The 25,764-nt window shown below is 65.7% G+C and carries 24 protein-coding genes and 1 pseudogene; 6 read left to right on the plus strand and 19 right to left on the minus strand.

Translation table 11 applies throughout. The annotated features are described in order from the left end of the window. Window positions 1-33: 33 nt before the first annotated feature. A complete protein-coding gene (locus UNPF46_RS01410; RefSeq protein ID WP_142248787.1) occupies window positions 34-303 on the plus strand; it encodes a hypothetical protein in 270 nt (89 codons plus the stop codon). 167 nt (window positions 304-470) lie between these two features. Beyond that, window positions 471-1,190 (plus strand): Crp/Fnr family transcriptional regulator, encoded by a 720-nt coding sequence (locus UNPF46_RS01415; protein WP_142248788.1) that lies wholly within the window; start codon window positions 471-473, stop codon window positions 1,188-1,190. Window positions 1,191-1,216: 26 nt separating this feature from the next. On the opposite strand, the gene UNPF46_RS01420 is transcribed toward UNPF46_RS01415, so the two are convergent. Then, the gene (locus tag UNPF46_RS01420; RefSeq protein ID WP_142248789.1) at window positions 1,217-2,020 is read right to left on the minus strand and encodes a DODA-type extradiol aromatic ring-opening family dioxygenase; all 804 of its coding nucleotides are present in this window, start codon (window positions 2,018-2,020) and stop codon (window positions 1,217-1,219) included. Window positions 2,021-2,172: 152 nt separating this feature from the next. Here UNPF46_RS01420 and UNPF46_RS01425 point away from each other — a divergent pair, with 152 nt between their 5' ends. Next, entirely contained in the window at window positions 2,173-2,352 is a 180-nt protein-coding gene (locus UNPF46_RS01425; protein ID WP_097665084.1) for a hypothetical protein, read from the plus strand. Between the two features lie 21 nt (window positions 2,353-2,373). On the opposite strand, the gene UNPF46_RS01430 is transcribed toward UNPF46_RS01425, so the two are convergent. Beyond that, window positions 2,374-3,834, minus strand: coding sequence for a carboxylesterase/lipase family protein (locus tag UNPF46_RS01430; RefSeq protein ID WP_142248790.1), 1,461 nt, complete (start codon window positions 3,832-3,834; stop codon window positions 2,374-2,376). A 76-nt stretch (window positions 3,835-3,910) separates the two neighbouring features. Then, window positions 3,911-4,123 carry a hypothetical protein gene (locus UNPF46_RS01435; protein ID WP_128918757.1) on the minus strand — a complete coding sequence of 71 codons (213 nt, stop codon included), beginning with the start codon at window positions 4,121-4,123 and terminating at the stop codon, window positions 3,911-3,913. 228 nt (window positions 4,124-4,351) lie between these two features. Between UNPF46_RS01435 and UNPF46_RS01440 the strand changes: the two genes are divergently transcribed. The 3 genes from UNPF46_RS01440 (at window position 4,352) to UNPF46_RS01450 (ending at window position 7,819) form a co-directional block, all read left to right on the plus strand. Next, window positions 4,352-7,024, plus strand: a complete 2,673-nt coding sequence (locus UNPF46_RS01440; protein ID WP_142248792.1) for a flavin-containing monooxygenase — start codon at window positions 4,352-4,354, stop codon at window positions 7,022-7,024. Between the two features lie 131 nt (window positions 7,025-7,155). Then, window positions 7,156-7,428, plus strand: coding sequence for a hypothetical protein (locus UNPF46_RS01445; RefSeq protein ID WP_100174573.1), 273 nt, complete (start codon window positions 7,156-7,158; stop codon window positions 7,426-7,428). Window positions 7,429-7,513: 85 nt separating this feature from the next. Beyond that, window positions 7,514-7,819, plus strand: a complete 306-nt coding sequence (locus tag UNPF46_RS01450) for a hypothetical protein (RefSeq protein ID WP_100174574.1) — start codon at window positions 7,514-7,516, stop codon at window positions 7,817-7,819. A gap of 87 nt (window positions 7,820-7,906) precedes the next feature. Here UNPF46_RS01450 and UNPF46_RS37250 read toward each other — a convergent pair whose 3' ends face one another. The 16 genes and pseudogenes from UNPF46_RS37250 to UNPF46_RS01515 all read right to left on the minus strand — a co-directional run bounded on the left by UNPF46_RS37250 (window position 7,907) and on the right by UNPF46_RS01515 (window position 25,753). Beyond that, window positions 7,907-8,065 (minus strand): hypothetical protein, encoded by a 159-nt coding sequence (locus UNPF46_RS37250; protein WP_161497172.1) that lies wholly within the window; start codon window positions 8,063-8,065, stop codon window positions 7,907-7,909. Between the two features lie 29 nt (window positions 8,066-8,094). Beyond that, entirely contained in the window at window positions 8,095-8,250 is a 156-nt protein-coding gene (locus UNPF46_RS37255; RefSeq protein ID WP_174718673.1) for a hypothetical protein, read from the minus strand. 100 nt (window positions 8,251-8,350) lie between these two features. After that, window positions 8,351-8,872, minus strand: a complete 522-nt coding sequence (locus UNPF46_RS01455; RefSeq protein WP_142248793.1) for a septal ring lytic transglycosylase RlpA family protein — start codon at window positions 8,870-8,872, stop codon at window positions 8,351-8,353. A 154-nt stretch (window positions 8,873-9,026) separates the two neighbouring features. Then, entirely contained in the window at window positions 9,027-9,194 is a 168-nt protein-coding gene (locus UNPF46_RS37260) for a hypothetical protein (protein WP_181769725.1), read from the minus strand. Window positions 9,195-9,224: 30 nt separating this feature from the next. After that, window positions 9,225-10,475, minus strand: a complete 1,251-nt coding sequence (locus UNPF46_RS01460) for a DUF1501 domain-containing protein (RefSeq protein WP_142248794.1) — start codon at window positions 10,473-10,475, stop codon at window positions 9,225-9,227. A 2-nt stretch (window positions 10,476-10,477) separates the two neighbouring features. Further along, on the minus strand, window positions 10,478-11,947 hold the full coding sequence (locus UNPF46_RS01465; RefSeq protein ID WP_142248795.1) for a DUF1800 domain-containing protein: 1,470 nt from the start codon (window positions 11,945-11,947) through the stop codon (window positions 10,478-10,480). A gap of 196 nt (window positions 11,948-12,143) precedes the next feature. After that, window positions 12,144-14,663 (minus strand): M56 family metallopeptidase, encoded by a 2,520-nt coding sequence (locus tag UNPF46_RS01470; protein WP_142248796.1) that lies wholly within the window; start codon window positions 14,661-14,663, stop codon window positions 12,144-12,146. Next, the gene (locus tag UNPF46_RS01475; protein WP_100180614.1) at window positions 14,660-15,052 is read right to left on the minus strand and encodes a BlaI/MecI/CopY family transcriptional regulator; all 393 of its coding nucleotides are present in this window, start codon (window positions 15,050-15,052) and stop codon (window positions 14,660-14,662) included. The genes UNPF46_RS01470 and UNPF46_RS01475 overlap by 4 nt, the downstream gene beginning before the upstream one ends. Before the next feature lie 352 nt (window positions 15,053-15,404). Further along, window positions 15,405-17,057 (minus strand): NAD-dependent malic enzyme, encoded by a 1,653-nt coding sequence (locus UNPF46_RS01480; protein WP_142248797.1) that lies wholly within the window; start codon window positions 17,055-17,057, stop codon window positions 15,405-15,407. 164 nt (window positions 17,058-17,221) lie between these two features. Next, window positions 17,222-18,214, minus strand: coding sequence for a tripartite tricarboxylate transporter substrate-binding protein (locus tag UNPF46_RS01485; protein ID WP_142248798.1), 993 nt, complete (start codon window positions 18,212-18,214; stop codon window positions 17,222-17,224). Window positions 18,215-18,316: 102 nt separating this feature from the next. After that, window positions 18,317-20,656 carry a mechanosensitive ion channel domain-containing protein gene (locus tag UNPF46_RS01490; protein WP_142248799.1) on the minus strand — a complete coding sequence of 780 codons (2,340 nt, stop codon included), beginning with the start codon at window positions 20,654-20,656 and terminating at the stop codon, window positions 18,317-18,319. A gap of 826 nt (window positions 20,657-21,482) precedes the next feature. Further along, entirely contained in the window at window positions 21,483-22,400 is a 918-nt protein-coding gene (locus UNPF46_RS01495) for a polyphosphate kinase 2 family protein (protein WP_100180617.1), read from the minus strand. Further along, a pseudogene (locus UNPF46_RS01500) lies at window positions 22,360-23,380 on the minus strand (branched-chain amino acid ABC transporter permease). Before UNPF46_RS01500 ends, UNPF46_RS01495 begins: the two are co-directional and overlap by 41 nt. A gap of 11 nt (window positions 23,381-23,391) precedes the next feature. Next, a complete protein-coding gene (locus UNPF46_RS01505; protein WP_142248800.1) occupies window positions 23,392-24,273 on the minus strand; it encodes a branched-chain amino acid ABC transporter permease in 882 nt (293 codons plus the stop codon). 5 nt (window positions 24,274-24,278) lie between these two features. After that, window positions 24,279-24,983, minus strand: coding sequence for an ABC transporter ATP-binding protein (locus tag UNPF46_RS01510; RefSeq protein WP_100180619.1), 705 nt, complete (start codon window positions 24,981-24,983; stop codon window positions 24,279-24,281). Beyond that, complete coding sequence (locus tag UNPF46_RS01515) at window positions 24,983-25,753, minus strand: ABC transporter ATP-binding protein (protein ID WP_100181551.1); 771 nt, start codon at window positions 25,751-25,753, stop codon at window positions 24,983-24,985. The genes UNPF46_RS01510 and UNPF46_RS01515 overlap by 1 nt, the downstream gene beginning before the upstream one ends. Between the last annotated feature and the right edge of the window lie 11 nt (window positions 25,754-25,764).

Below are 25,764 nucleotides of genomic sequence, written 5' to 3' on the forward strand. Positions count from 1 at the left end.
CGATATATCCCTCGCTGCCGCTCGGAGCGCATCATGCCCAACCACTATTTCCGGATTACCAACTGCGACGGCGGCACGATCGAGCATCTGGCCGAGATCGCGGACGTGAAATCGGCGTGGGCAGAAACGACCAAAGTGTTCGGGGATCTCGCCCGCGGCTGCGGGCTCAAGGAAAATGCCGAATGGCGCATCGAGCTTCTGGGCTCGAGACGGGAGCCGCTGTATCGCATCCGGCTGCTCGCCGAGACATGTGAGGCCGTCGCCTCTGCTTGTCTGACCGCAAACAAGGGCGAGCCCTGCTGACGTTTTGCGACGGCACGCCCGCGTCTCTTATGTCAAAATTTGACACAGTGAAATAAAGACTCGCTATGTGCGGTACAGCTCTTACTGTCGTCGCATTATCGGATATCCGCATGAGGCACCGATAGCTGAGAGTTCTTTGCGCTCCCGCCTGTCCCCGGGAGCGACAAATGAAGAACCTCTTATTGAGGCAGCTTTCCGAAGCCGATCTCAAGATTCTCGAGCCACATTTGAAGACAGTCGCCTTCGAGCAGCACTCCCTGCTGTTCGAAGCCGATCAGGAAATCCGCTCCGTCTACTTTCCCGCCGGCGCAGTCATCTCGCTCGTCGTCACTCTCTCGACCGGCGAGATGATCGAGACCGCGATGGTCGGCATCGACGGCGTCGTCGGCGCCGCCGCCGCGCTGGACGGGCGGATGTCGCTCTGCCGCGGCATCGTTCAACTCGGCGGAAACATCGTCGTCTGCAATATCGACGCCCTGAAGACAGCCGCACTGCAGAGCCCCAGGCTGCTGGCTCTCTTGATGCGGCACGAGCAGGCCGTCTACGCCCAGGCCCAGCAGTCCGCAGCGTGCTTCGCCTCGCACAGCGTCCAGGCCCGGCTCTGTCGCTGGCTGCTGCGCGCGCGCGATCTATCCGGCAGCGACCAGCTCCAGTTCACGCAGGAATATCTCGGGCAGATGCTGGGCGTTCGGCGCTCGAGCGTGACCGTGGTGGCGCGCACGCTGCAGGCGGCCGGCCTCATCCGATACGCGCGCGGCAAGATCAGGATCCTGGATGCCGAGGGACTGGAGGAAGGCACATGCGAATGTTACGCCGCCGTCCGGGCCCGCTATGAGCAATTGCTGGGAACGGATACGACGAAACGGATCGACGCGATCTCGTCGTAGACCGCAATCGCCGGCGATCGCGCGATTTACGCCTGACCGCCAAACACATACGACGCCATCGCAACATTTGCGACCTCGTCGACGAAGACGCGCCTGCCCGTGTCGCTGCCGGCGGCGCCGGCGGCCACCATCAGCGGCAGCAGATGGTCCTCGCGGGGATGCGCGAGGCGCGCGCTCGGTGCGGTCTCCCAATCCACCAGCATCGCATTGCGGCGGGCCGGATCCGGGTTGCTGATCGCCTCGTTCAGATAGGCCTCGAAATCGTAGGAGACCGGCCTCGACTCCGGCCGGTTGAAGCCGCGCATGTTGTGATAGGTCAGCCCGCTGCCGACGATCAGAATGCCCTCGTCGCGGAGCGAGGCGATCGCCTCGCCGACCTTGATGTGCTCGGCCGCATCGTAGGCAGACTTCAGCGACAGCAGCACGATCGGCATGTCGGCGTTCGGATACATCAGGCCGAGCGGCACGAAGGTGCCGTGATCAAATCCCTGATTGGGATCTTCCCGGCAATCGACACCGGCACGCGTCAGCAGCGCCTTCACTTGCGCGGCGAGCTCGGGCTTTCCCGGCGCCGGATATTTGAGGTGGTAGGTATGCTCGGGGAAACCGTAATAGTCGTACACCATCGGCGGATGCGCCGAGGTCGACACGGTGAAGGCATCGGCCTCCCAATGACCGGTGATGACGAGCACCGCCTTCGGCCGTTCGGGGAGCAGCTGCGGCAACCGGCCGAACTCCTCGGCGGTCCGGGCATATTGCACCCGCCTGTCCTCCATGAACGGCCAGGGGCCGCCGCCATGCGACAGAAACAGGGTCGGAAATCGCGTCATGGGGCTCGTCTCGTCGGCAACAGGCGCGCCAGTTCCCGCGCGACCGGCGGCGAGCATAGGCAAACCGGCATGGTTAGCAAGTCGTTAACGATTTGCCGCCCAAAATCGGGCCGTGGCCGAAGCAGTCGGCCTGAAGACAAGTGAGACGTGAGATGAGGAAGTTTGCGCTGGGGGACGTCGTCAACAGTGACAAGGGCCGCCGCGGCATCGTCCGCGCCGCCTTCAAGTCGCGCGAAGGCCAGCAGTTCTACGCCGTCGAGAAGGACGGCGCGGTGGACTATCTGGAGGAAGACCGGCTGACGCCGGCTCCCCGGGTCGAGCTCGCGGCGTAACTCCGCTTCACTCTCCTCGCGCTAGCGCGCGAGCCGGTCGAGACGCTCCGCGAGGGGATCGTCGCCGCTCGTGATGCGATCGTTCGTGATCAGCAGCAGACGATCGCGGCTTGCGGCTCCATCCCAGCGCGGCAGATCAGGGCCGTTGGGATCGCCGCTCCGGGCGAAGTTGATCCAATAGGAGCGGATGCGGCCTGCGACCTCGCGATCGCCGCGCGAGAAGATACCTGCACCCAGCACCCCCTCCACGCCGAAGATGAACTGCAGCTCCTGCCCGCGCCCGCCCTCGGGGTTTGCGCGCCGGGCCTCGGGCACATAGGCGAAGCGATAGCGGAAGGTTGCCGCGCCGGTTGCGGCGTGCAGACGGGCCAGCAATCGAGCGGGCTCGGAAAAGACCTTGTCGGTATAGAGCCGCGCCGCAAGGTCGGAAGGCCTGGCGAGGTCGGGATAAAGCTTGCGCAGCTCATCGCTCGCGATGCCCGACGACGCAACTTCCTCCTTGACGTCGAGCTCGGTGTCGAAACCGGTCTCGTCGTCGTTCGAGCCGATGATCAGGGGAATGCGGCTTTGATGTCCGGCCGCAAAACCCGCGGCAACGTCCTCGGTCACCAGACTTCCATCCAGCATCGGCGCGAAGCTGCGCCGCGATGTCTCCAGAAGTCGGATTTCGGCGGCAAGCAGGCGTCGCGGCTCGACGGCGCGCACATCCGCCGGCGATCCCAGCACCGCCACGAACTGCCGGCCGATAGTCTCCGCCTCCTGCGCCGATCGCAACCGGGCGCGCGCGGGGATCGATTGCAGAATGGCCTTCTGGAACAAACCACGCGCTTGCGCACACAGCATCAGAAGCGCGATCGACCTCGCGCCGGCGTCACGGCCAAACAACGTGACGTTCCCGGGATCGCCGCCGAACGCCGCGATGTTGTCGTGAACCCAATGCAGCGCGGCGATCTGATCCATCAGGCCGAAATTGCCGGAGCCGCTTTCCGACAGCGCCGGATCCGCCAGCCAGCCGAGCGCGCCGAGGCGATAATTGGCGGTCACCACGATGAGGCCGGCCTGCGCAAGCCTTGCACCGTCGAACAGCGGCTCGTTCGCGGTGCCGGCGATGAAGCTGCCGCCGTGAATGAACATCATCACCGGCAGCGGGCCGTCGACCCCGAAGGGGCGGAACACGTTCAGCGTGAGACAATCCTCGCTCGCCTCTGGCCGGCCCGGCTGAAGACAGGGCACGCCGTACTCGTAGGCGGTGTGCATCTCCGAGCTTTCCGGCGCCAGCTGCGGCGGACGCCAGCGCAACGCGCCGACCGGCGGCGCCGCGTAAGCGAGGCCCTTGAAGGACGCCACCTCGCCCTCGACGGCGCCGAGCATCTGTCCTTCACGCGTCAGCGCGAATGGAAACTGTCCGACCGGCTGAGCCGTGGCCGAGCCGGCGAGCAAGAGCAATGCGGAAGCCGCAATGAGCGCAAGCAGGGATCGCATCTTCTGGGCATTTCGATGCGCGGAGAATTTCCCGTGAGGTTATGTCCGCGGCGCGCCACGAGGCAAGCCTGACGGCTCACTCACCGCGCTTTGCGAGAATCTCCGCCAGCGCGCGCCGCGCGACGATGCCGAGCTCGCCGAGCGTGGAGTGCCCCGCCTGCGCGGCCTCGATCAGGCGCTCGGCGATGAACTTGCGGCTGTCGTGATCGCCACCATGCGGCAGCTGGCGGCAGGTCTCCTCCAGGACGACGTCCATGTTCGCTTTGGTCCGCTCACTCAACTCTGGCATGACGCTCGTCGCTACGCGTGGCTTGTAACCGCAAGCATACACAGGCGGATCAGGCATGATTAGCCCGGGTGATCACGGCCATTGTGCATCGCGATGCGTGCAACGCCGCGACATTCACGTGGCCACGATGCCGCCGCAAACGACCACCGAAGATTGCACTTGCTCTGATGACAAGCTGAACCTGCAGCGATAGCCTGCCGGCAAAACAAACTTACGGGAGGAAATGCGATGTCTGACGCAATGGTTGCTACACGTGCCTCCGAGGAACACGGAACCGCTCAACAGGTCGACGTCGCCGTGGTCGGCGCCGGATTTTCCGGCCTCTATCTTCTGCATCGCCTGCGCAAGGCCGGCTTCTCGGCCGTCGCACTCGAGGAGGCCGGCGACGTCGGCGGCACCTGGTACTGGAACCGTTACCCTGGCGCACGCTGCGACATCCAGACCATCGACTACAGCTACACGTTCGATCCCGAGCTGGAGACGGCCTGGACCTGGTCGGAGAAATACGCCACCCAGCCCGAAATCCTGCGCTATCTCGGCTTCGTCGCCGATCGCTACGACCTCAGGCGCGACATCCGCTTCAAGACCAAGGTCACGGAAGCCCGATGGGACGAGAAGGCCGAGCGCTGGCTCATCACCACCGACAACGGACCGCCCGTCTCCTGCCGCCACTACATCATGGCCACCGGCTGCCTCTCGGCGCCGAAGCCGCCGGAGATCGAGGGCGTCAAGGATTTCAAGGGCGAGGTCTATTTCACCGGACGCTGGCCGCATGGCGGCGTCGATCTTAAGGGCAAGCGCGTCGCCGTGATCGGCACGGGCTCGTCGGCGATCCAGTCGATCCCGCTGATCGCCGAGCAGGCCGCGCATCTGACCGTGTTCCAGCGCACGCCGAACTTCGCGCTGCCCGCGCATAACGGCCCGGCGCCGTCGGACCGCATGAGCCTGCTGAAGAGCGACCGCGCCGCCTATCGCGAGCAGGCGCGCCAGTCGATGGCCGGCGTGCCCTACCCGCAGCAGACCGTCGTGAGCTGGCAGTTGAGCGATGCCGAGCGTCGCGAGCGGTTCGAACGCGCCTGGGCCGCCGGCGACCTCGTCCACATCCTGACGCAGCTCTGGGCCGATCAGGCCGTCGATGTCGACGGCAACAAGATCGTCCAGGACCTGATCCGCGAGAAGATCCGCGCTGCGGTCAGGGACCCGGAGACGGCGGCGGCGCTCATGCCGGACGACCATCCCTTCGGCGCAAAACGCCCCTGCCTCGACACCAATTACTACGCCACCTACAACCGGCCGAACGTCACGCTGGTCAATCTGCGCCAGGAACCGATCAAGGCGATCACCGCAAGCGGCATCTCCACGAGCAGCCGCAGCTTCGACCTCGACGTCATCGTGTTCGCGACCGGCTTCGACGCCATGACCGGCGCGATCCGCGCCGTGCATCCGATCACCGGGCGCGACGGCAGATCGCTCACCGACGTCTGGGCGCAGGGGCCGCAGACCTATCTCGGGCTCACGGTGGAAGGCTTCCCGAACTTCTTCATGATCACGGGGCCCGGCAGCCCTTCGGTGCTGTCCAACATGGCGGTGTCGATCGAGCAGCATGTCGACTGGGTGGTCGACCGCCTGGCCGCTCTGCGCGATGCCGGCTTTACCACGATCGAGCCGACCGAGACGGCGCAGGCCGGCTGGAGCAGGCACATGGCCGACTGCTCGATGCTGACGCTGCACCGGCTCGCCAACACCTGGTACACGGGCGCCAACGTGCCCGGCAAGGTGCAGGGCCTGATGCCCTATACCGGCGGCGTCGGCCCCTATCGCAGCATCTGCGACGAGGTGGTCAGCCGCGGCATGCTCGGCTTCAAGCTCACCGGCCCTGATGGCGCCACGCAATGCAATGACGGCGAGGTGGTGCGGCTACAGCCGGATGTGCGGCTGGTGCTCAACCTGCTCGCAACGCTCAACCTGCCGCCGATCGAGTCGATGGGGGCGGAGGGCGCGCGCGCGTTCGTGAACGAGTTCAACAAGAGCCGGCCTGCGGGGCGGCCGATCGGCGACATCGCCGACGGCACACTGCCCGTTGCAGGCGCCGCGCTGCCTTACCGCGTCTACAAGCCGGCAACGCCGGGGCCGCATCCGGTCGTGGTCTATTTCCACGGCGGTGGCTGGGTGCTCGGCGACGAGCAGTCGGACGAGCCGTTCTGCCGCGACATGGTGCGGCGGACCGGCATGATGTTCGTCAGCGTCGGCTATCGTCACGCGCCGGAGCATCGCTTCCCGACCGCGGCCGAAGACGGCTATGCGGCCACGCGCTGGGTCGCCGAGCACGCCAGCGAGCTCGGCGGCAGGCCGGGCCCGGTGCTGGTCGCCGGCTGGAGCGCCGGCGGCAACGTCGCTGCCGTCACCTGCCAGCTCGCGCGCGATCGTGGCGGGCCCGAGATCGCCGGCCAGCTCCTGATCTGTCCAGTCACCGACTGCAGCTTCGACCGTCCCTCCTACAACGACAATGCGACGGGCTACTTCCTGACGCGCTCGCTGATGTTCTGGTTCTGGGACCTCTATTGCTCGCCGGCCGACCGCACCGATCCGCGCGTCTCACCGCTGCGCGGCAAGGTCGAAAGGCTGCCGCCCGCCTTCGTGGCGACCTGCGAGTTCGATCCGCTACGCGACGAAGGCGTCGCCTATGCCGAGGCGATGTCGGCCGCGGGCGTCCCGGTCGAGCAGTTGAAGGCACACGGCCATTTCCACTCCTCCTTCACCATGGTCGACGTGGTGATCACGGGCGTGTCGGGCCGGATGCAGATGGCCGAAGCCCTGCGGCGCTTCGCCGGGCTTCCGCCGAAGGTCAGCGTCGGCGACGAAGACAGCCCGGGCTTCAAGATCGCGGCGGCAGCGAGCTGATCGCGACAAGGCGGCCGGGAAACCTTTTCCCGGCTGCTGCGTTGTGAAGTTGTGGCATTGAGATACAGCGACAGGTGTGGCCCCGGCACGCAAATCCGCCTGCTGGGGCGTTTTTTGCGTGAGGCGGGACGATGGGGGACGCGGTTGCGGAGTCAAAGGTCGATTTCAGTGCGCTTGCGGTGCTGAACAAATGGCCGTCGCTGGCCAATCGGCGTCAACCGGACCGTGAGCCCTACCAGGTCCTCGAAGGTACGCTCGACGCGTGCATCTCGGCGTTCATGGACAAGCCGGCGGCAACCCGGCACCTCTATGAGATTCGCACCATCGCGCAACCTCCGCTCGTCACCGAAATCCTCGCGCCCGAGCACGTCCTCGAGCTCTCGCGCTTGAGGGAATTTCTCTGAGGGCACTTCACGGCAACGCGCAGGAACTTTCTTCCGGTTCTTCCCGTTAACGGAGATCGGAAGCCAAGTCGCGAGTGCCCAAAAGATGCTTGAAGCTGGCCTGTCATCTCCCGTCGTGCCCTATGGCGCGGACCAGACCCTGTTCGTGGTGATCGACCGCCGCGACAACGCGACGGAGATCCGCGTCGAGCGGAGCGATCTCGACACCACGATCGGCGAGCTCGTCGCCGGCTGCTTCAACGATCCCATCAAGGTGATTTCGTTCAATACGCTCGAGCATTGGACGAAGGACATCTCGACGGATGTCGCCGGCGAGATCCGCACACGATGCGATATCGACGGCGTGACACTGCCCGACTATCTCAGCGACTTCGTCGAGAGCCATTCATAAATGGCGCTGCATGGAGAGCGCTACGCCATTTCGCACGAGCAATAAAAGCGCCGCTTCCGCGGCGCTTTTATTCTGGTGGAGTCAACCTCAGTGGTGCCAGAACAACGCCAGCAGCAGCACGATCGGCAGCGGCACGCCAAGCAACCAGAGCAAAGCACCTCGTCCAAAACCCATGATGTCCTCCTCTCTCTCACTGCCCATATGACGCAGGAAAGAGGAAGAAGTTCCGCGCTTCACAGGAAGCACGAATGCGTTCAGAGCATGGTTTGCAGGCGTTATGCGCGCCGATATTTGCCGGCGATGACCTCGATCTCGCGGCGGCGTTCGTCGGCGAAGGCCAGGAGCCTTTCGATCGTCAGCGTATCCGTGATCCGTTTGGCGAGCCGCTCGGCGCGCGCGGCCTGATCTTCGAGATACTGGATCGTGTTCAAGCGCCCGTCTCCCCAACAGCCCCAAATTTCCGGACAGGCATGGTGCTTGAGAAGCCGCTAACAGCCGGTTAAGCGGCGAGCCGAACGCGATGTCTCCATTTCATTGCACGACGTCGAGCCGGACATTGGTGATGCCCTTGTCGACCATGCCGAGCGCCTCGGCTGCGGAGGGCGAGATATCCACCACGCGGCCGCGGACGAAGGGCCCGCGGTCGTTGACCCTGACGGTGACGAAGCGGCCCGAGGATACGTCGGTGACGCGCAGCTTGGTGCCGAACGGGAGGCTCGGATGCGCCGCGGTCAGTTCGTTACGGTCGAACTTCTCGCCGCTCGCCGTCTCCGTGTCCGAATAGAAGCTGGCAAGGCCGTGCGAGGCTTGCTTTGCCTCGCCCGGCGCCTCGGGAACGCGCGCCCGGCTGATCGGCCTTGGATGCAGCGCCGCCACCCGGTGCGGCCGCTCGACCGCGGCCTGTCGGCTGGTCCCTGCCAGATCGGCCTTCTGGCGGCCGACCGGCGATTGCGCGCAGGCGGCGAGCGAAGCGGCAGCGATGATGGCGAGCAGCAGCCGGGATGCGGCTGCGGGGGAAATCCGGGCAGTTTCGGCACGTGCAATGCAAGACATGGTACGCCCCTCCGAACTGGGGCGGATTTTCGGTGGGCAATGAGGGCAGAACCTTGTCGGAACAAAAGCAGGCGTGGGGCCGCCGCCGTTTCGCACCAGCTGTGACGATTCCACCACAGTGACGCGTCCTGAATCGGGACAACGGCGCGAAAAATCAGCCCGAGACGACCCGCCACGCGATCGGGCGCGGATTAGGCTGGGGCCCGTTGGCCTCAGCCTCGCCCTTGAGGAGCCGCGCAAGCTCGCGCCGATAGAGCCGCCGCCAGCCGGTTTTCAGGCCGGCGAGAAAGTCGAGCTCCACCTGTGTCAGTGTGCACATCATGAACCCGATCCGGTTGCGAGGGCGGCGCCGTCAGCCGACGAGACCGGCCATCGGCTTGATGTCCGCGCTGCCCGGGAAGACCGCGTCAGCCAGCACGTTCTCCTCGACGCGCAAATGATCTCTCAGCAGGCCCTTCAGCACGGCGCGCAGGTCGGTGGTCGGCTTGAGGTCGCGATCCTCGAGCAGCTGCGCCGGCTTCAACCCCGGCCAATCCGCGATCACGCGGCCGCCGGCGAGCCCGCCGCCGATCAGGAACGCGACCGTGCCGGTGCCGTGGTCGGTGCCCTGCGTGCCGTTGATGCGCGCGGTACGGCCGAACTCGGTGACGACGGCAACGACCGTCTCCTTCCAGGCTTCGCCCATGTTGCTTTCGATCGCGGCGAGAGCACCGTCGAGCGCGCCGAGCAGATCATAGAGCTGGCCCGACGCTGCGCCTTCGGCGATATGCGTGTCCCAGCCGACGAAGCCCATGGCGCCGACGCGCGGACCGTCCTGCTTGGCAAGATAGCGCGCGGCGGTGCCGGCGGCTTCCGCGAAATAGGCGCGCACGCGCGCGATGCCCGGCGGCGCCAGCGTCGGATCATCCGGCATCGCTTCGCCGGTGCCCGGTGCGCCGTTGAGCGAGGCCAGCTTCATCCGCGCCTGCAGCACGGTCGCAAGCTTCGGGTCGGTGTGCTGATAGAGATCGAGCAGGCGGCTCTGCGTGTCCTGGCTCGCCGGCAGGAGCCTTTGCGGCACCCAGGTCATGACGGGCGCGGCGCCGCGCACCACCAGCGGCGTCACCGAGCCGATGCCGAGCGCGCGGCTGCCGCGCGGATCGACGCGGCCGCCGCCTTCCATCGCGAGCAGCGCGCGATTGAGCCAGCCCGAAGCGGCCGCGCCCGGCTTGGTGAAGCCGCTCTCCAGCACGTCCTGGCCATCGAAATGCGAGCGCTCGCGATAGGGCGTGGCAGTGGCATGGACGATCGCGGCCTTGCCGCTTTTGTAGAGCCGGTGCAGGTTCGGCATCGCCGGGTTGAGCGCGAAGAAGGCGTCGAGCGGCAGCGCCGGCGGCTTGCCGTCCAGCACCAGCGCGCGATCGCCGCGCAAGGCGATCCAGTCGGGATCGCCGACCGGCGCGACGGCGCCGAGGCCGTCCAGCGCGCCGCGAAGAACGATGACGAGCAGGCGCGGATCTCGACCTTCGGCACGCGCGATCCGCGGCATCTGGCTCCACGCGAACAGTGCGCCGGAGCCGGCCAGAAGCTCGCGCCGCGTGGGCAAATGATTGACGACGCCCATGCTCACCTCCTCTGGAAATCTGCCGACATGAACAACAGTGCCAGCGCCTGCTGCCGGCTCTCCGCACGGCCGACCGCCTGCTTCACCTCGGCGGCGATCTCGGACGCAAAGACGTCCTCGATGATGGCTTGCGGATCGGCCAAGCCGGAGACGCGCTCGGCAAAATTGTTGGCGACGTCGAGCCTGCGGCCGACGCCGTCGATCCAGCTCGCTTCGTCATCCGGATATCCCTTGGGCGCGGACGGACGCCACAGCGGCTCGCCGAGCAGCTGCTGGCCGCCGGTGTAGAGGACGGGATCGACCTGCGTGATGCCGGTCGCGCGCACCATGCCGACGCCCCATTCGCTCGGACGCTTGAGCTTCGCCGGCGGTACGCGCCAGGCCTCGTCCGACGACACCATCGCGATCGCGACCTGCTTGAGATCGCCTCCAGTATCTCGAAACGTCTTGGCCATCTGCTCGACCAGGGCCGGCGGCGGCTCGTCGGCGACGAAATGGCGCGCGAGCTTGGTCGCGACATGGGTCGCGGTTGCCGGATGCGCGGCGAGATCGCGCAGCACGGCGCGGCCCTGCTCGACGTCCTCCTGCTCGTATCGCTTGCCGAGCACGGTCTGTCCGCCGGGCTCGTGCAGCCGGGGATTGAAGGTGAACTCGCCGCCATGCTCCGGATTGTCACCGGGCGGAACAAGCGTCCATCCCGTCATGACGTTGGCGAAGCTGATCACGTCGTCCTGGGTGTAGCCGGTGCGCACGCCCAGCGTATGCAGCTCCATGATCTCGCGCGCGATGTTCTCGTTGAGGCCGCTGTTGCGGTTGATGCCGGCGGTCGAATTGGCGCCCATCGATGCCAGATTGTCGAGATAGAACAGCATGGCCGGATGGCCTTCGGCCGCCAGCAGCAGGTCGACGAAGCGGCCGAGCGTATGAGCGCGGATCGCCTCGCGCTCATAGGCGCCGGACATGCTCTGGATCTTGTTGGCCGAGACGCAGAAATGATTGGACCAGAACCACACCAGCCGCTCGGCAAAGCCGATATCGGCCGCGAGCGCGGCTTCCGTGCGCAGCTTGGCTTCCTGCAGATAGATCGGACGGCCGGGATCGGGAATGGCGTCGGCGGCCTGCTTCGCCGCCATCTCGGCTGCATCCTTCTCCTGCGCATAGCCCTGCGCCTGACCCTCACGCCGCGCTTCGGCCTGATCACCCGCAGCGGCCGACGCCATCTGCTGCTTCTTGGCCTGCTGCTGCGCCTGCTTGGCGCGCGCCGCTCGCCGCGCATTGGCATCGGCCACGGTGCGATAGGCCTTCGCGCTGGCGGGAAGACTGGCTGCAGCGCTCAAGCCGAGCGACCGGTCGAGCTCGGCGATCAGCGCGCCGCGCGGGTCGCTCCCGATGGCGGCAATCGATCCCGGCCGCGGCCCCATCCCGAAGCGATGCAGCGCCAACACGGCTTCGGCCTTTGCGGAATTGCTCATGGCGATTGCCCGGCTATAGGCTACGAGTTGTAATGCTACCTATCGTAACATTCAAGACCAAGGCCGACAAGGGGGATTGCTGCACCTCCCGCGTCCTAAAGCGCGATGAGATTTGGATGAATCGTCATCGCGCTTTAGGTTGTTGTTTGCGCATGATCTTTCCGGAAAACCGCTTCACACTTTTCCGGATCATGCTTTAGAAATTCGGCCCGAGCGCGATCTTCGTGATCGTGTCGTTCCTGACGCCGATGCGCCATTCCGCCGAGCCGTTGGCGAACTGGGCGATGTAGATGTCGCTGTCGAGCGCGGTGACGCCGCGGAAGGAGACCGCACGCAGCGCGCCGAGCCGCGCCAGGATCGCCTGGTCGAACGGCAATTGCTGACGCGTGATGTCGGCCACCTCCGGCGTCATGCGCTCGTAGTCCGGCTGTCCCTTGCCGACGCCCTCGATATAGCGGCGCAGCATCTCCTCGCCATTGGCGATCGGAACGGCACGGCGCGCGGCGCGGCCCGGACGCGCGCCGATATTCGAGGCCTCGACATTGTGGAAACGGGTCTGCCGGCCCGGCATCACGATCTCCAGACACCGTCCGGACTTGTCGGCGATCATCCAGGGATTGTTCACGGTGGTCGTGGCGGCCCAGGTCATATTCGGCCTGACGATCTCGGTCTTGCGGTTGCCGTCCGCATCGAGATTGGAGACCTGGATGTCGCTGCCCATCTCGTTGTAGAGCATGATCCTGATCGGCGAGGTACCGGCGCGGCCGCGAACGCTCGCCTCTTCCGCACAAGGCACGATGCCGCCGAGCTCGTCATTGCCGTCGGCGCGGAAGAACACGTCGCCGGCCTTGCCGTCCGGCTCGATCAACAGGCGAAATTCCGCGCTGCCGTTCTCGAACTTCACACCATAGATGTCGTAGCCGCCAGGGCCGACGCCGCGGAAGAAGATCGATTCCACCGCGCCGAGCGCCACGAAGGTCGTGTGCATTTCGCCGAGATAGCGATGGACCTTGGCCGCGAGCGGCGCGCTCATGCGATCGTAGTCCGGCGTGCCGCGGCGCAAACCCTCGATGCCGAGCAGGATCATTTCCTTGCTGCCGGCCGCCGGCACCTGCTCCCTGAATCTGTCCGACACCTTGGCGAGGCGGCGCGCGAAGTCCGCCTCGATTGTCTGCGCCACCGCCGCATCGACGCGGGTCGCGAGGCGGGCACCGAAGACCGCGCTGTGCAGCAGCACGCGCGAGACCTTCGCCTCCTCGTCGCGCAGGAAGACCACCAGATGATCGCCGCGGAACGAGAAGGCGTCAGCGCCCTCGGCGAGCACCTGCGTTGCGCCCTGCCCGGTCTCCTGCAACGAGAGACGGTCGCCGTCGCGGCGTACGGTGAGCACGCGGTTCGGCGCCAGCCTGTACCAGCCGACATACTGATCGAGCGGCGCGGACTCCGCTGCCGCGGCCGGCATCTCGGCGACACGAACCGCGCGCACATCGCGGCCGTTCATGCGCAGCGTCAGCCCGGAGGAGCGGCGTTCCGCATCGAGCGCGAAGGTGATCTCGCCGGAGGGGGCCGGGTAGGACGCCGTGCCGTCCTTTGCGACCGTCAGCGGCAACCGACGCTGGCCGGTGAGCTGGCCGTAGAGGTCGTCGCCCTCGCGGAAGATGGCGAACACCGAGCTCGGACCCATGGCGTAGAAATTGACGAACGGGCGGTAATGCTGGGCCGGCACTTCGCCGGTATCCACGGCGACAGGTGCCATCTCCGGCGTGCGATAGGCGATCATGCCGGCGGACACGATCACGGCCGGTGCGATCGTGGCCACGATCCACAGCCGCTTGCGCCAGCTGACCGCGACGGGCATGGCGGCCGCCGCGACGATGCGCTCGACGCGGGCACGCACGGTCGAGGCTCGCGCCATCGCGAGCTCGACCGGCCTTGGCTTCACCGTGCTGGCGAAATCGAGCAGGATTTCCGCGTAAGACAGCCGGTCGTCAATCACCTCGACCGCCTCGGCGTCGCTGATGATCTCGGCGAGCTCGGCGAGGCGGGCGAGCTGCCACCATGAAAACGGGCTGAACCAGAACACCGCGCGGTTGAGCGATGCCAGCAGGAGGACGTAGAAATCGCGATTGGCGACATGCGCGCCCTCATGCGCGAGCACCGCAAGGCGCTTCTTGGCATCCCAAGCGGAGAACTGCGGCGGCACCAGAATGGTCGAGCCGAAGGTGACGGGACCGCCGATGTCGCGGCTGACGCGCACGTCGGTGCCGATCATCGCAACGCCGGCGACCGGCGTTGCCGCCCGCGCCAGTCGCCAGGTCAGACACAGACCGATCGCGAGCCGCAGCAGCAGCAGGCCGGCGACGCCGGCATAGACGATGGTGGCGACCAGCCACCAATTGATCGAGAGCCCGCGCCTCGCAACCTGCGGCGCGACATCGATGCCGGGCGCGACCGGCAGCGCCGGCTGCGGCATCTCCAGCATCGAGAGCTCGGCCGGCAGGACATCATCCGGCACCGAGACCGGCAAAGGCAGCCGGCTGATCGTGAGCGTCGGCCAATGCATCACGAACGGCATCGCCAGCGACGCCAGCAGCACGACGACCCAGGCCGTCATGTGAACGTGCGGATTGCGCACGCGAAACAGGTTGAGACCGAACCAGACGACGCCTCCCAGCACAAGGGAGCGCAGTGCCGCCTCCGCCAGAGTTGCGATCATTCTTTCTTCACTCCCCTCGCTTTCTTCGCCTTGGCCACCTGGTCGGCCAGCGTCCGCAATTGCTGCTGGTCGAGCATCTTGTTGTCGACCATGCCGACCAGGACTTCCTCGATCGAGCCGTTGCAGAACCAGTCGACGATACGCTGCACCGCCTTGGCCGCCACCTTCGCCCGCTCTTCGGCGGCGCGATAGACATAGGTGCGACCGTCCACGGTGTGGTTCGCGTAGCCCTTTTCCTCCAGCCTCCGCAGCACGGTGCGGACCGTTGATTCCTTCAGCCGCCGCGACAGACGTTCACGCACGATCTCGGCCGTGACGGGACCATGGGCCCAAACCAATTGCATGACCTCACGCTCGAGGTCGCCCAGTTCGGGCAAACGATCGTCCATGGCATCTGACCTTGCGGCTTGAGTTCTTCTTGTAACGCTACAGACTGTCGCATATAGGGCCGCGCGAGACAATGGCGATTCTACTTGGGATGGTGGCGGCTTGAGCTAACGCGGATCCATCAGACACACTCTACGAGTCGGATGGACTCTTGATCTGACTGGCGGGGTGTCCTGCCCCTCACCCGGATTGCGCCGGACGATGCTACGCATCGCCGGGGGCAATCCGACCTCTCCCCGCAAAGAGCGGGGAGAGGTTAGGAAGGCACGCTCTCTCACTCCCTCGCCCCGTTCTTACGGGGAGAGGGTGGGGTGAGGAACTCTGTCCACGGCTTCGACTCGAAGGGGTGAAGCCTCAGTAGTGCGGCTCGTACATCTGGGACTGAACCAGCGCCCTGACGTCGTTGGGTGCGGGTCCATCCGCGAGTCCGCGCTGGAAGGCGACGTCCGCGACGGCCGCGGCGATGCGGACCGAGACCTCGCGGATGCGCGGCAGGGCCGGATAGAGACTGCCTTGCGCGAGGTCGTCCCTGCCGACGCAATCGGCCAGCGTATGGGCCGCCGCCATGAACATCTCGTCCGTCACCAGCTTCGAGCCGCTGGCGATGACGCCGAGGCCGACGCCGGGGAAGATGTAGGAGTTGTTGCCCTGGCGCGGCACGAAGCTGCGCCCGTTCAGCGTCACCGGATCATAGGGGCTGCCGCAGGCGAACAGCGCGCGGCCCTCGGTGTAGCGATAGGCGTCCTCGGCCGAGCATTCCGCCTTCGAGGTCGGGTTGGAGAGCGCGAACACGATCGGCTGCTCGTTGAGCTCGGCCATCGTCTTGAGCACCTCGGGCGTGAAGGCGCCGCCGACCGCGGCAACGCCGATGATCGCCGTCGGCTTCAGCGTCCTGATCGCGGTGAGGAAGTCGGCGATCGGCGCCTGGTCGGCATGGGCGTAGCGGAGCTTGTGGCCGTGGAGACCTTGGCGGCCGCCGACGACGAGGCCCCGGGAATCCACCAGCCAGTTGCGCCGGAGCGCGTCCGCCTCGCTCACGCCCTCCGCCATCATGGCGGACACCACGAGATCGGCGATGCCTGTGGCCGCCTCGCCTGCCCCAAGGAACAGGATCTTCTGATCCTTCAGCTTGCCGCCGTTGACACGGAGCGCCGAGAACAAGCCGGCAAGCGCCACCGCCGCGGTCCCCTGAATGTCGTCGTTGAAGACGCAGGCCTCGTCGCGATATTTATGCAGCAGCTTGAACGCGGAATGATTGGCGAAATCCTCGAACTGGATCAGCACGCCGGGAAAGGTTTTTCGCGCGGCTTGCATGAATTCGTCGACGAAGCTGTCATAGGCTTCGCCCGTCAGCCGCCGCTCGCGCAGGCCGAGATAATAGGGATCGTTCAGGAGCTCGTCGTTGTTGGTGCCGACGTCGAGGACAACGGGCAGGCACGCTTCCGGATGCACGCCGGCGCAGGCCGAATAGAGCGACAGCTTGCCGACGGGAATACCCATGCCGTTGGCGCCGAGATCGCCAAGTCCCAGAATGCGCTCGCCGTCGGTGACGACGATCAGCTTGGCCTGATAGGGCCAGTTCTTCAAGAGCTCGGCGATCTGGCCTCGGTCGCGCGAGGAGATGAACATGCCGCGCGGCCGCTGGAAGATCAGGCCGTATTTCTGGCAGGCGAGCCCGACCGTCGGCGTGTAGATGATCGGCTGGATCTCGTCGATATTGTCGACGACGACGCGGAAGAACAGCGCCTCGTTGCGATCATGCAGCGCGTTCAGCGCGACATATTTTTCAAGGTCCGTGGGCAACGTGCGCAGATTGGTGAGAACGCGCTGAGCCTGCGTCTCCATCGTCAGCACGCAAGGCGGCAGGAGGCCGCGCAGCCCGAGTGCGGCGCGCTCGGATTCCGTGAAGGCGGTGCCCTTGTTGAGCAGGGGATCGCGCAGCAGCGCCATGCCTTGCGGCGGATTGGACGAGGTCGATTGGGCAACGACCCGGGCAGGTCTATTCACGAATTCCCCCAAAGAAGCTTCACATTGAACCGCGCGTATTGTCGGCCAGTGCTCCATCGAGATCAAGGACGTAGACACTGCGGCGCCGATTGTGATCTCGCACCGCAGCGAGACTTGCGCGAACGCCTGGCAGTCGCACGAGCCGCAAAGGTTAACGCGGCGAACTACTCCGGCTTGATGTTGGCTGCCTTCACGATCGGCCACCATTTGTCGGTCTCGGCCTTCTGGAAAGCGGCGAGCGCTGCGGGTGTCTGCTGGTCGGGCAGCGGTATCTCTTGCCCCAGTTCGGCAAAGCGCTGCTTGACCGCGGCATCGGCAAGCACGGCGACGATCGCCGCGTTGATCCGGCCGACGATCTCCTTCGGAGTGTTCTTCGGTGCCCAGATGCCGTGCCAATAGGAAATATAAAGTCCCGGCAAACCTGCTTCGTCGACGGTCGGAACGTCGGGCGCTGACGGAAGCCGCGTCGGCGAGGTCACGGCGAAGGCCTTGATCGCACCGCTCTTGACGTGCGGCAGCGAGTTCGAAGCCTGGTCGAACATGATGTCGATCTGCCCGGCGACGAGATCGATCATCGCGGGCCCTGCACCGCGATAAGGCACGAACTGGAAATCGGTACCGGTCTTGTCCTTGAAGAAGACACCCGCGACATGCGCGCCCGTGCCGGCGCCGGCCGTCCCGGCGGTGGCCTTGCCGGGATTGGCCTTCAGCCAGGCGATCATCTCCTTCAGATTGCCCGCCTCGAGCGACTTCCTGCCGACGATGAGCTGCGTTCCCATCGCGATCATCGCGACAGGCTCGAAATCGGTGACCACGTCATAAGGCAGCTTGAAGATCGCGCCGTTCAGCACATGGGTGCCCCAATGGCCGATCGTGATCGTGGTACCGTCGGGTGCCGCACGTGCGACGCGGGCACCGGCGATGCTGCCGGAAGCCCCGGCCACGTTCTCGACCACGACCGTGGTGTGCAGCTCGGCGGCGATCCGCTCCGACAGGATCCGTGCCAGCGTGTCGGTCGGGCCGCCGGCCGCGAACGGTACGATGAGGGTGACGGGGCGCGATGACTGGGCGCTCGCCGGTGCACACCACATCGCGCATCCGATCAACGCGCCAATGACGACCACATGATCGCGCAACACAGCCCGCAGCCCCCGCATCAGCCTCTCCCACCCTTTTTGCCGCCCGCATGTCGTCAGCGGGCTGGAGGGTGAGTGAACGCTGCCGGGCTGGCCGAGGCAAGCGGGAAGTTGATTGCGCTTCTATCCGGCCGCGCGCCGCGGCGTCAGGTTGGCGGCGCCATCGGCCGGCGGCGCGATATGCATCAGGATGGTCTGGGTGGCGGATGCGACATTGATGCCATGCTGCTGGAAGCGCAGCTTCATGCGGCGGTTGAATTCGCGCTGGACCGGCCAGCGTCCGGCTTCGGTGCAGCGGATCTGGCCGACGATCGACACCATCGCGCCGTCGACCTTGTCGATGCCCCAGAGATCGAGGTCGCCGCGGATCAGCGCGCGGAAATCCGGCTCGCGGCGCATCTCCTCGACGATGTCTTTGAGGATCTGGCCGGCGCGGTCGGTGTCTTCCTTGTAGGCCACGTTGACGCTGACTGAGGCGTTGCCGGCGCCGCGGCTGGCATTGGTGATGGTCGTGACCGCGCTGAACGGCACGATGTGCACGGCACCGTCGCCGGCGCGCAGGCGGATGGTGCGGATCGAAACGTTCTCGACCACCCCGGACAGTCCCGAGACGCTGACATTGTCGCCGACCTGCACCGTATTCTCCAGCAGCAGGAACAGGCCGGTGATGAGATCTTGCACCAGCTTCTGCGAGCCGAAGCCGATGGCGATGCCGACAATGCCGGCGCCCGCGAGCAGCGGCGCAACGTTGACGCCGATCTCGCTGAGCGCGGTGAGGCCGACGATCGTGGCGATCAGGCAGAGCAGCGCGGTGCGCAGCATCGGCTGGAAGGTGCGCAGGCGCGCGGCACGGGCGTAGTGCCCGTCGCGCGACAGCGTGTTGATCTGGCGGTCCAGCAGCGCATTGCTGGCCTCCCAGATTGCCGCTGCGATGAACACGGCGAGGCCGATGGTCACCACGGCCGAGATCAGCCGGCTGCCGATCTGGCCGCCATAGAACCAGACGATGGCATCCACGCCCCAGACCTCGAGCACGGCCACGAAGCCGATGAAGGCGATCACGCCGGAGACGATCTTGCGCAATAGCGGCAGATAGCGGTTGGCACGGATCTCCAGGCCCGGAAAGCGTTGGAGGATCTCCGGCTTGATCCGGAAGCCGCGGTCGATCAGGCCCAGCGTGACCATGATGGCGACGCGCGTGATCAGCGCGACGGCGATGGTGCCGACGAAATATTGCAGCAGCAGCGAATAGCCGTTGCGGATGTTGAGCGCCCACACCGCCCACAGCGCAAGATCGAGCGCGATGGCGAGATAATGCCAGCCGCCGGCGATGCGATCGCGCAGACGCGCCGCGATGCCCTGCCGCTCGGCCGGCGCGCGGATGGCCTCAGCCACCTGCCGGCGGCATTGCAGGATGATGACGACGACGAAGAGGTGCACGACCAGCATCACCATGCGCAGCAACGCGGCATAGCCGGCGCGGTGCAGGCCGAGCAGCAGCGCCACATTGGCGAAGGCGATGCCGGTGACGCCGACGCCGACGATGCGGCGCGCCCAGATCTCGACATAGGCCGCGGTCTCGGCGCGGACCGGAAACAGGCCGAACGGCCCCGCCAGCGCCCGAACCACGCAAATGAGCCCGCGCGAGAACGCATAGGCGTTGACGACCGCAAGGATGACGAGTCGAACGGTGGTAGGCTGGCCGATCTCCGTGCCCAGCAGCGCCGTCGCGACGCCCACGAAGAGAAGTACGGGAAGCAATTCGAGGACGAGACGGCCGAGCACGTAGGGCAGCCGCAGCATGACCTGCCAGACGCGCGCGAGGCTGTGGCGGCGCTTGCTCAGCTCGGGTGCGGGGGTGACGTCGGCAACCGACGACGGCGGATCGGCCATCGGCAACACCTGCGCCGCCAGATGCGCGGTCTGCGGCACGCGTCCCTCCAGGAACGCAACCGGGCGGCGGATCAGGCGGAACAGCACCCACTCGGCCGCGAGCGCGCAACCGACCACCAATGCGAGCTTCCAGGCGATCTCGATCAGAAGGTTATAGGCCGCAGGATCGTTCGCAGTCCGCACGATCCAGTAATAGAACGCCGGGAAATGCGTGATCGTCCGCGCCACGCTTGCGATCTGGCTCGATATGTCGCCGATCTCCTCGGACACCGTGAGCAGGAGCTGCGCACCGAGACCGTCGGCCGAGAGCGGGATTGGCGACTTCTGCTCGGGCGCGGGCGGCGCTGGCTGCTGCGGCCCGGACGCATTGGCGATCGCGCGCAGCGTGTCGATCATCTGCGCGCGCTTCTTGTCGTCCTGGAGCGTGTCCAGCGCGCGCCTGGCTTCATCAGCCGACAACACAGCCGCATTGTTCGTCGTCGGCCGAGGCGGCTCGGCGCGGACGCCGGAGAGAGACGAGATTGCGAGGAAGAGAGCGGCAATGAAAGCCGAGGCAAGCTTATGCGACACGAGGATTCCCTGAAACAAAATTGCATGCGCCGGCGGCGTCGAGACACCGCCGAAGCGCATGCGTCATGTCGGATGGCCGCTATTCGCCCGGAGCCTGTGTCGGAAGTTGGCCTCCGAGACGACATTCTCTTGGCATTTGCCGCAATGCGAAGATTGGGGAACCCGCGAGATCGGAGCTCCGTTGCCTGCAATCTTGCTGCGGCCATCCTTCGACACGCCCGCTTTCGCGGGCTCCTCAGGATGAGGACGGATTGCTCGGCAACAGTTTCCAGCAAGCACCGAGCCGATAAGCCCCATCCTGAGAAGCGCACTCGTGCGCGAGTCTCGAAGGACGAGGTATGCGCTCAGGCCGTCACCGCGAGCGACATGCGGTCACGTCCGTCGTTCCGGGCGTCGGCCCGGAACGACGGCGTGGAGGAAGGAGGAGGAGGAAACGGAGATGTTAAAATGCCATCGGCGCGGCGGCCTCATCACGGCCGTCCGACACGATCGATGTGATGCAAAATACAGCGCCGGGAAGGTAGGGGCTTTGCCTCACTGATGGAGCCCACTAAACCTTGACCCGGCGTGCCGTTCGCGGTTTCTGCCGCTATGCGATAGTCCGAACGAGCTCCATCGCACTTAACGCGGCTGGATTTGCGGAGGTGGTGTCATAGACCTCCCCTTGCTCTCGAGGTGGACGTTGCGCGTCGCTTGTTTGCGACCGCGACTATGCTCCTCCTGTGACACAAAACTGTCAAGCGGGATCAATCGGGCGAGCGATCACAATTGGACGCGGCAGTTCCGCGGAGCGGCTGCGCGCCGCGCCATGTCGGCGCGCGGCGCCTTACCGCTTCCCCTTCCCCTCCTTCTCCAGCGCCTTGCGCACCTGCTCGAATTCCTCCCGCGAGGCCTTGTCGGCGCGGGGAAAGCGCAGGTCCAGCTTTTCGAGCGCAGCATTGATCACCGAGCCGATCACGACACGCGCGAACCATTTGTGGTCGGCGGGCACGACATACCACGGCGCGTGGGACGTGGCGGTGTGCCGGACGATGTCCTGGTAGACCGCCTGGTAGCGCGGCCACAGCGCACGCTCCTTGATGTCGTCCATCGAGAATTTCCACTGCTTGGACGGGTCCTCCAGCCGATCGAGGAAGCGCTCGCGCTGCTCGTCCTTGGAGACGTTGAGGAAGAATTTCAGCACCACGGTGCCGTTGCGGCAGAGGTAGCGCTCGAAGGCCGAGATGTCCTCGAACCGATCCTTCCAGATGCTCTTGGTCACGAGCTTTTGCGGAAGCTTCTCCTTGGCGAGGAGCTCCGGGTGCACGCGCGTCACCAGGCATTCCTCGTAGTGGGAGCGGTTGAAGATGCCGATATGGCCGCGCTCGGGCAGCGCGATCACGTGGCGCCAGAGGAAATCGTGGTCGAGCTCCTTGCTGCTCGGCGCCTTGAAGGCATGGACCTCACAGCCCTGCGGATTGATGCCTTCGAAGATCGCCTTGATCGCACTGTCCTTGCCGCCGGCATCCATGGCCTGGAACACGATCAGCAGCGACCAGCGGTCCTGGGCGTAGAGCTTCTCCTGGAATTCGGTCAACCGCTTCTTGTTGGCCTCGAGAAGCGCCAGCGCCTTCTCCTTGTCGAGATCGCCCTTCTCGTCGGTCTTGTGCGCCTTGAGATGAAACTTGCCCGACCCATCGTAGCGGAATGGCGTGATGTAGCGGTCAAGCTCCTGGGCGAGCGACTGGGACGGCTTCTTGTTCATGAGCGCGGGGAACCTTGCGTTGCGGGCTTCAATCGGTCGAGCACGCTACCAAGGATACCCTTGGGAAGGAATATGATGAAAAGCACGAGCAGCACGCCATACACGAGGTTGTCCCAGCCGACCGCCTTGGTGCCGAAGCCGATGCGCAGGGTTTCCGCGAGCAGAATGGTGATCACCGCCCCGAAGGTCGGGCCGAGCGAAACGAACAGCCCGCCGACGATGGCCGCGAACACCATCTGCAGAGACACCGCGATGCCGCTGACCGTGTCGGGCGTGATGAACATCTGGTACTGGCAGTAGATGGCGCCGGCGAGCGCCGTCATCAGCGCGCTGAGCAGCGTGATCTTCAGCTTCTCGGCGGTCACGTCGACGCCGGCGGCCGCCGCGGCGTCCTCGTCCTCCGAGATCGCTTCCAGCGCATAGCGGGCCATGCTGCGGTCGACCCAGTGCCAGACCACGATGCCGAACAGCCAGACCCCGAGCGCGATCAGGTACCAGGTGGTCTTGTCGTCGAATTGCAGCGCCAGCAGCTTGTTGCCGGACGCCCGGTTCGGCGTATAGCCCAGCGAGCCGCCGGTATAGTCGCGCGTCGCGGTGATGACCTGGAGCACGATGCCTGACAGCGCCAGCGTCACCAGCACGAAATAGTGCCCGGTGATGCGGAAGCGGAAGCAGGGATAGCCGACGATCAGCGCCAGCGCGCCCGCCGCGACCATGCTGACGGGAATGCCGATCCAGGGCGACACGCCGAGGTGGTTCCAGAGCAGCGCGGTGACATAGGCGCCGATCCCCATGAAGCCGCCATGGCCGAGCGAGACCAGACCGAACCGCCCCATCATCGACCAGGACGTGTAGGCGAACGACCAGATCAGGATCAGCACCAGGATGTGCAGATGATAGGGATCACGGTAGACGAAGGGCAGCGCGACCAGCGCCGCCAGCCCGATCCCCCATGCTGCAAGCCGCCCTTGCCCGATCATCCCTTGCCCCATCATCGGCGCCTCGAAAGCAAGCCCGCGGGCCGGATGAACATCATGACGATGAAGAAGGCGAAGGCGAGCACGTAGCCCCATTCCAGGTCGGAGAACAGGCCGCCGAGCGAGATGATCTCGGCGAACACGAAGGCGGCAATGAAGCCGCCGATGAAGTTGCCGAGCCCCCCGAGCACGCAGATCAGGAAGGTGATCGGCCCGAAGGAGAGGCCGACGAAGGGATGCACGTCGTATTGCAGCACCAGCAGGCAGGCGGCGAGCCCCGCTAACCCACCGCCGATTGCGGAGGTGATGAGATAGATCCGCTTTGTGTCGACGCCCATCAGCGCCATGATCTGCCGATCCTGCGAGATGGCGCGGATCGCGGTGCCGGTGAAGGTGCGCGTCATGAACAGATAGACCGCGACCATGCCGACCAGCGCGGCCAAGAATGACAAGAGCCGCGCGTAGCTGAAGTTCATGTCGCCGAAGGCGAGCACCGGCAGGCGGATGCCGAGATTGCGGAAGTCGATGCCGAAGGCGACGGTGGCAAAGCTCTGCAGCACGAACAGAACCCCGCCGGTCGCGAGCAGCTGGTTGATCGGCGGCGCGGTCAGCAGCGGCGCGATCACGAGGTAATGCAGCGCCGCACCGAGCATCGCGACCAGCAGGATGGTGAGAGGCGCCGCAATGAAATAGCTGATGCCGTAGTACTGCACCATGAAGTACATGCCATACATGCCGATCATCACGAGCTCGGCATAGCAGATCCAGGTGACGTCGATGACGCCGAAGATCAGGTTGAGCCCGAGCGCGAGCAGCGCCAGCACGCCGCCAAGCAGGATGCCGTTGATGACGGCCTCCAGCAGGTAGATGTCGAAAATGTCCAGGAACGCCTGCATGAACATCACACCCCGAGGTAAGCTTCCTTGACCGTGTCGCTCGCCAGCATCTCGGCCGAGGTGCCGGATGCGCGGATGGTGCCGGCCTCGATCAGATAGGCGCGGTCGACCACTTTCAGCACCTGCTGCACGTTCTGCTCGACGATCAGCACGGTCAGCCCGCTGGCCCGGATCCGCTTCACCAGCTCGAACACCTGCTGCACCACGACCGGCGCGAGCCCGGCCGACGGCTCGTCGAGCAGCAGCAGCTTTGGATTGGACATCAGCGCGCGGCCGATCGCGCACATCTGCTGCTCGCCGCCGGACATGGTGCCGGCCATCTGGTGGCGCCGCTCCTTCAGGCGCGGAAAGAGGTCGAACACCACCTCGAGCCGCTCGGCATAGTGGTCCCTCGCCTCCTTCATGAAAGCGCCCATCTTGAGATTGTCGTCGACCGTAAGCTGCGGAAAGAGCCGCCGGTTCTCCGGCACATGGGCAATGCCGAGGCTGACGATCTTGTGCGCCGGTGTCGCGACGACGTCGATGCCTTCCATCTTGATCGCGCCGCGCGAGGGCCGGATCAGGCCGGAGATGACGCGCATGAGGGTGGTCTTGCCGGCGCCGTTGGGGCCGATGACGCCGACGGCCTCGCCGGCCTTGACGTCGAGAGCGACGTCGAACAGCGCCTGGAAGGTGCCGTAGCCGGCATTGACGCCGCGGAGCTCCAGCATCACGCGCCTCCCGCGCGGCGGCGCGCCTCGGCGGCCGCGGCCTGCGTGGTCTCGGCATCGGTGCCGAGATAGACCTCGATGACGCGCGGATCGCCCGCCACCATGCTTGGCAGGCCTTCCGAGATCTTCTCGCCGTGGTCCAGCACCATGACGCGATCGACGACGCGCATCAACACGCCCATGATATGCTCGACCCAGATGATGGTGATGCCGAGCTCGTCACGGATGTTGCGCAGCATGTCGGCGGCCTGGCCCATCTCGGCTTCGTCGAGACCGCCGAGACTCTCGTCCGCGAGCAGCAGCTTCGGTGACGTCGCAAGCGCCTTGGCGAGCTCGAGCTTCTTCAGCCCCGCCGCGCCGAGACCATCGACGCTGGCGTGGCGATCGGTCGGCAGGCCAACCATGGCGAGCGAGCGCTCGGCGGCCTCCTCGGCCTTGACGCGGCTGTGGCGACCCTGGCCATAGAAGCCGGCCAGCGCGACATTCTCGAAAATGGTCAGACGGCGGAAAGGGCGCGGGATCTGGAAGGTGCGGCCGATGCCGCTGTTGATGATCCGGTGCGGCGCAAGGCCCGCGATCTCGGAGCCGGCGAACAGGATCGAGCCTGACGTCGGCGCCAGCGTGCCGGAGAGCATGTTGAAGATCGTGCTCTTGCCCGAGCCGTTGGGGCCGATCAGGCCGAGGATCTCGCCCTGATCGACCTTGAACGACACGTTGTTGACGGCGGTGAAGCCGCCGAACCGCTTCACCAGCCCGCTGACTTCCAGCACCAAGGCCCTCC

It is taken from the genome of Bradyrhizobium sp. UNPF46 (genome assembly GCF_006658625.1).
Taxonomy (GTDB): domain Bacteria; phylum Pseudomonadota; class Alphaproteobacteria; order Rhizobiales; family Xanthobacteraceae; genus Bradyrhizobium; species Bradyrhizobium nitroreducens.

Excerpts from the sequence above, each read along its gene's own strand:
- UNPF46_RS01410 (WP_142248787.1), top strand. The coding sequence starts at position 34 with ATGCCCAACCACTATTTCCGGATTACCAACTGCGACGGCGGCACGATC.
- UNPF46_RS01415 (WP_142248788.1), top strand. The coding sequence starts at position 471 with ATGAAGAACCTCTTATTGAGGCAGCTTTCCGAAGCCGATCTCAAGATT.
- UNPF46_RS01420 (WP_142248789.1), bottom strand. The coding sequence starts at position 2,020 with ATGACGCGATTTCCGACCCTGTTTCTGTCGCATGGCGGCGGCCCCTGG.
- UNPF46_RS01425 (WP_097665084.1), top strand. The coding sequence starts at position 2,173 with ATGAGGAAGTTTGCGCTGGGGGACGTCGTCAACAGTGACAAGGGCCGC.
- UNPF46_RS01430 (WP_142248790.1), bottom strand. The coding sequence starts at position 3,834 with ATGCGATCCCTGCTTGCGCTCATTGCGGCTTCCGCATTGCTCTTGCTC.
- UNPF46_RS01435 (WP_128918757.1), bottom strand. The coding sequence starts at position 4,123 with ATGCCAGAGTTGAGTGAGCGGACCAAAGCGAACATGGACGTCGTCCTG.
- UNPF46_RS01440 (WP_142248792.1), top strand. The coding sequence starts at position 4,352 with ATGTCTGACGCAATGGTTGCTACACGTGCCTCCGAGGAACACGGAACC.
- UNPF46_RS01445 (WP_100174573.1), top strand. The coding sequence starts at position 7,156 with ATGGGGGACGCGGTTGCGGAGTCAAAGGTCGATTTCAGTGCGCTTGCG.
- UNPF46_RS01450 (WP_100174574.1), top strand. The coding sequence starts at position 7,514 with ATGCTTGAAGCTGGCCTGTCATCTCCCGTCGTGCCCTATGGCGCGGAC.
- UNPF46_RS01455 (WP_142248793.1), bottom strand. The coding sequence starts at position 8,872 with ATGTCTTGCATTGCACGTGCCGAAACTGCCCGGATTTCCCCCGCAGCC.
- UNPF46_RS37260 (WP_181769725.1), bottom strand. The coding sequence starts at position 9,194 with ATGATGTGCACACTGACACAGGTGGAGCTCGACTTTCTCGCCGGCCTG.
- UNPF46_RS01460 (WP_142248794.1), bottom strand. The coding sequence starts at position 10,475 with ATGGGCGTCGTCAATCATTTGCCCACGCGGCGCGAGCTTCTGGCCGGC.
- UNPF46_RS01465 (WP_142248795.1), bottom strand. The coding sequence starts at position 11,947 with ATGAGCAATTCCGCAAAGGCCGAAGCCGTGTTGGCGCTGCATCGCTTC.
- UNPF46_RS01470 (WP_142248796.1), bottom strand. The coding sequence starts at position 14,663 with ATGATCGCAACTCTGGCGGAGGCGGCACTGCGCTCCCTTGTGCTGGGA.
- UNPF46_RS01475 (WP_100180614.1), bottom strand. The coding sequence starts at position 15,052 with ATGGACGATCGTTTGCCCGAACTGGGCGACCTCGAGCGTGAGGTCATG.
- UNPF46_RS01485 (WP_142248798.1), bottom strand. The coding sequence starts at position 18,214 with ATGCGGGGGCTGCGGGCTGTGTTGCGCGATCATGTGGTCGTCATTGGC.
- UNPF46_RS01495 (WP_100180617.1), bottom strand. The coding sequence starts at position 22,400 with ATGAACAAGAAGCCGTCCCAGTCGCTCGCCCAGGAGCTTGACCGCTAC.
- UNPF46_RS01505 (WP_142248800.1), bottom strand. The coding sequence starts at position 24,273 with ATGCAGGCGTTCCTGGACATTTTCGACATCTACCTGCTGGAGGCCGTC.
- UNPF46_RS01510 (WP_100180619.1), bottom strand. The coding sequence starts at position 24,983 with ATGCTGGAGCTCCGCGGCGTCAATGCCGGCTACGGCACCTTCCAGGCG.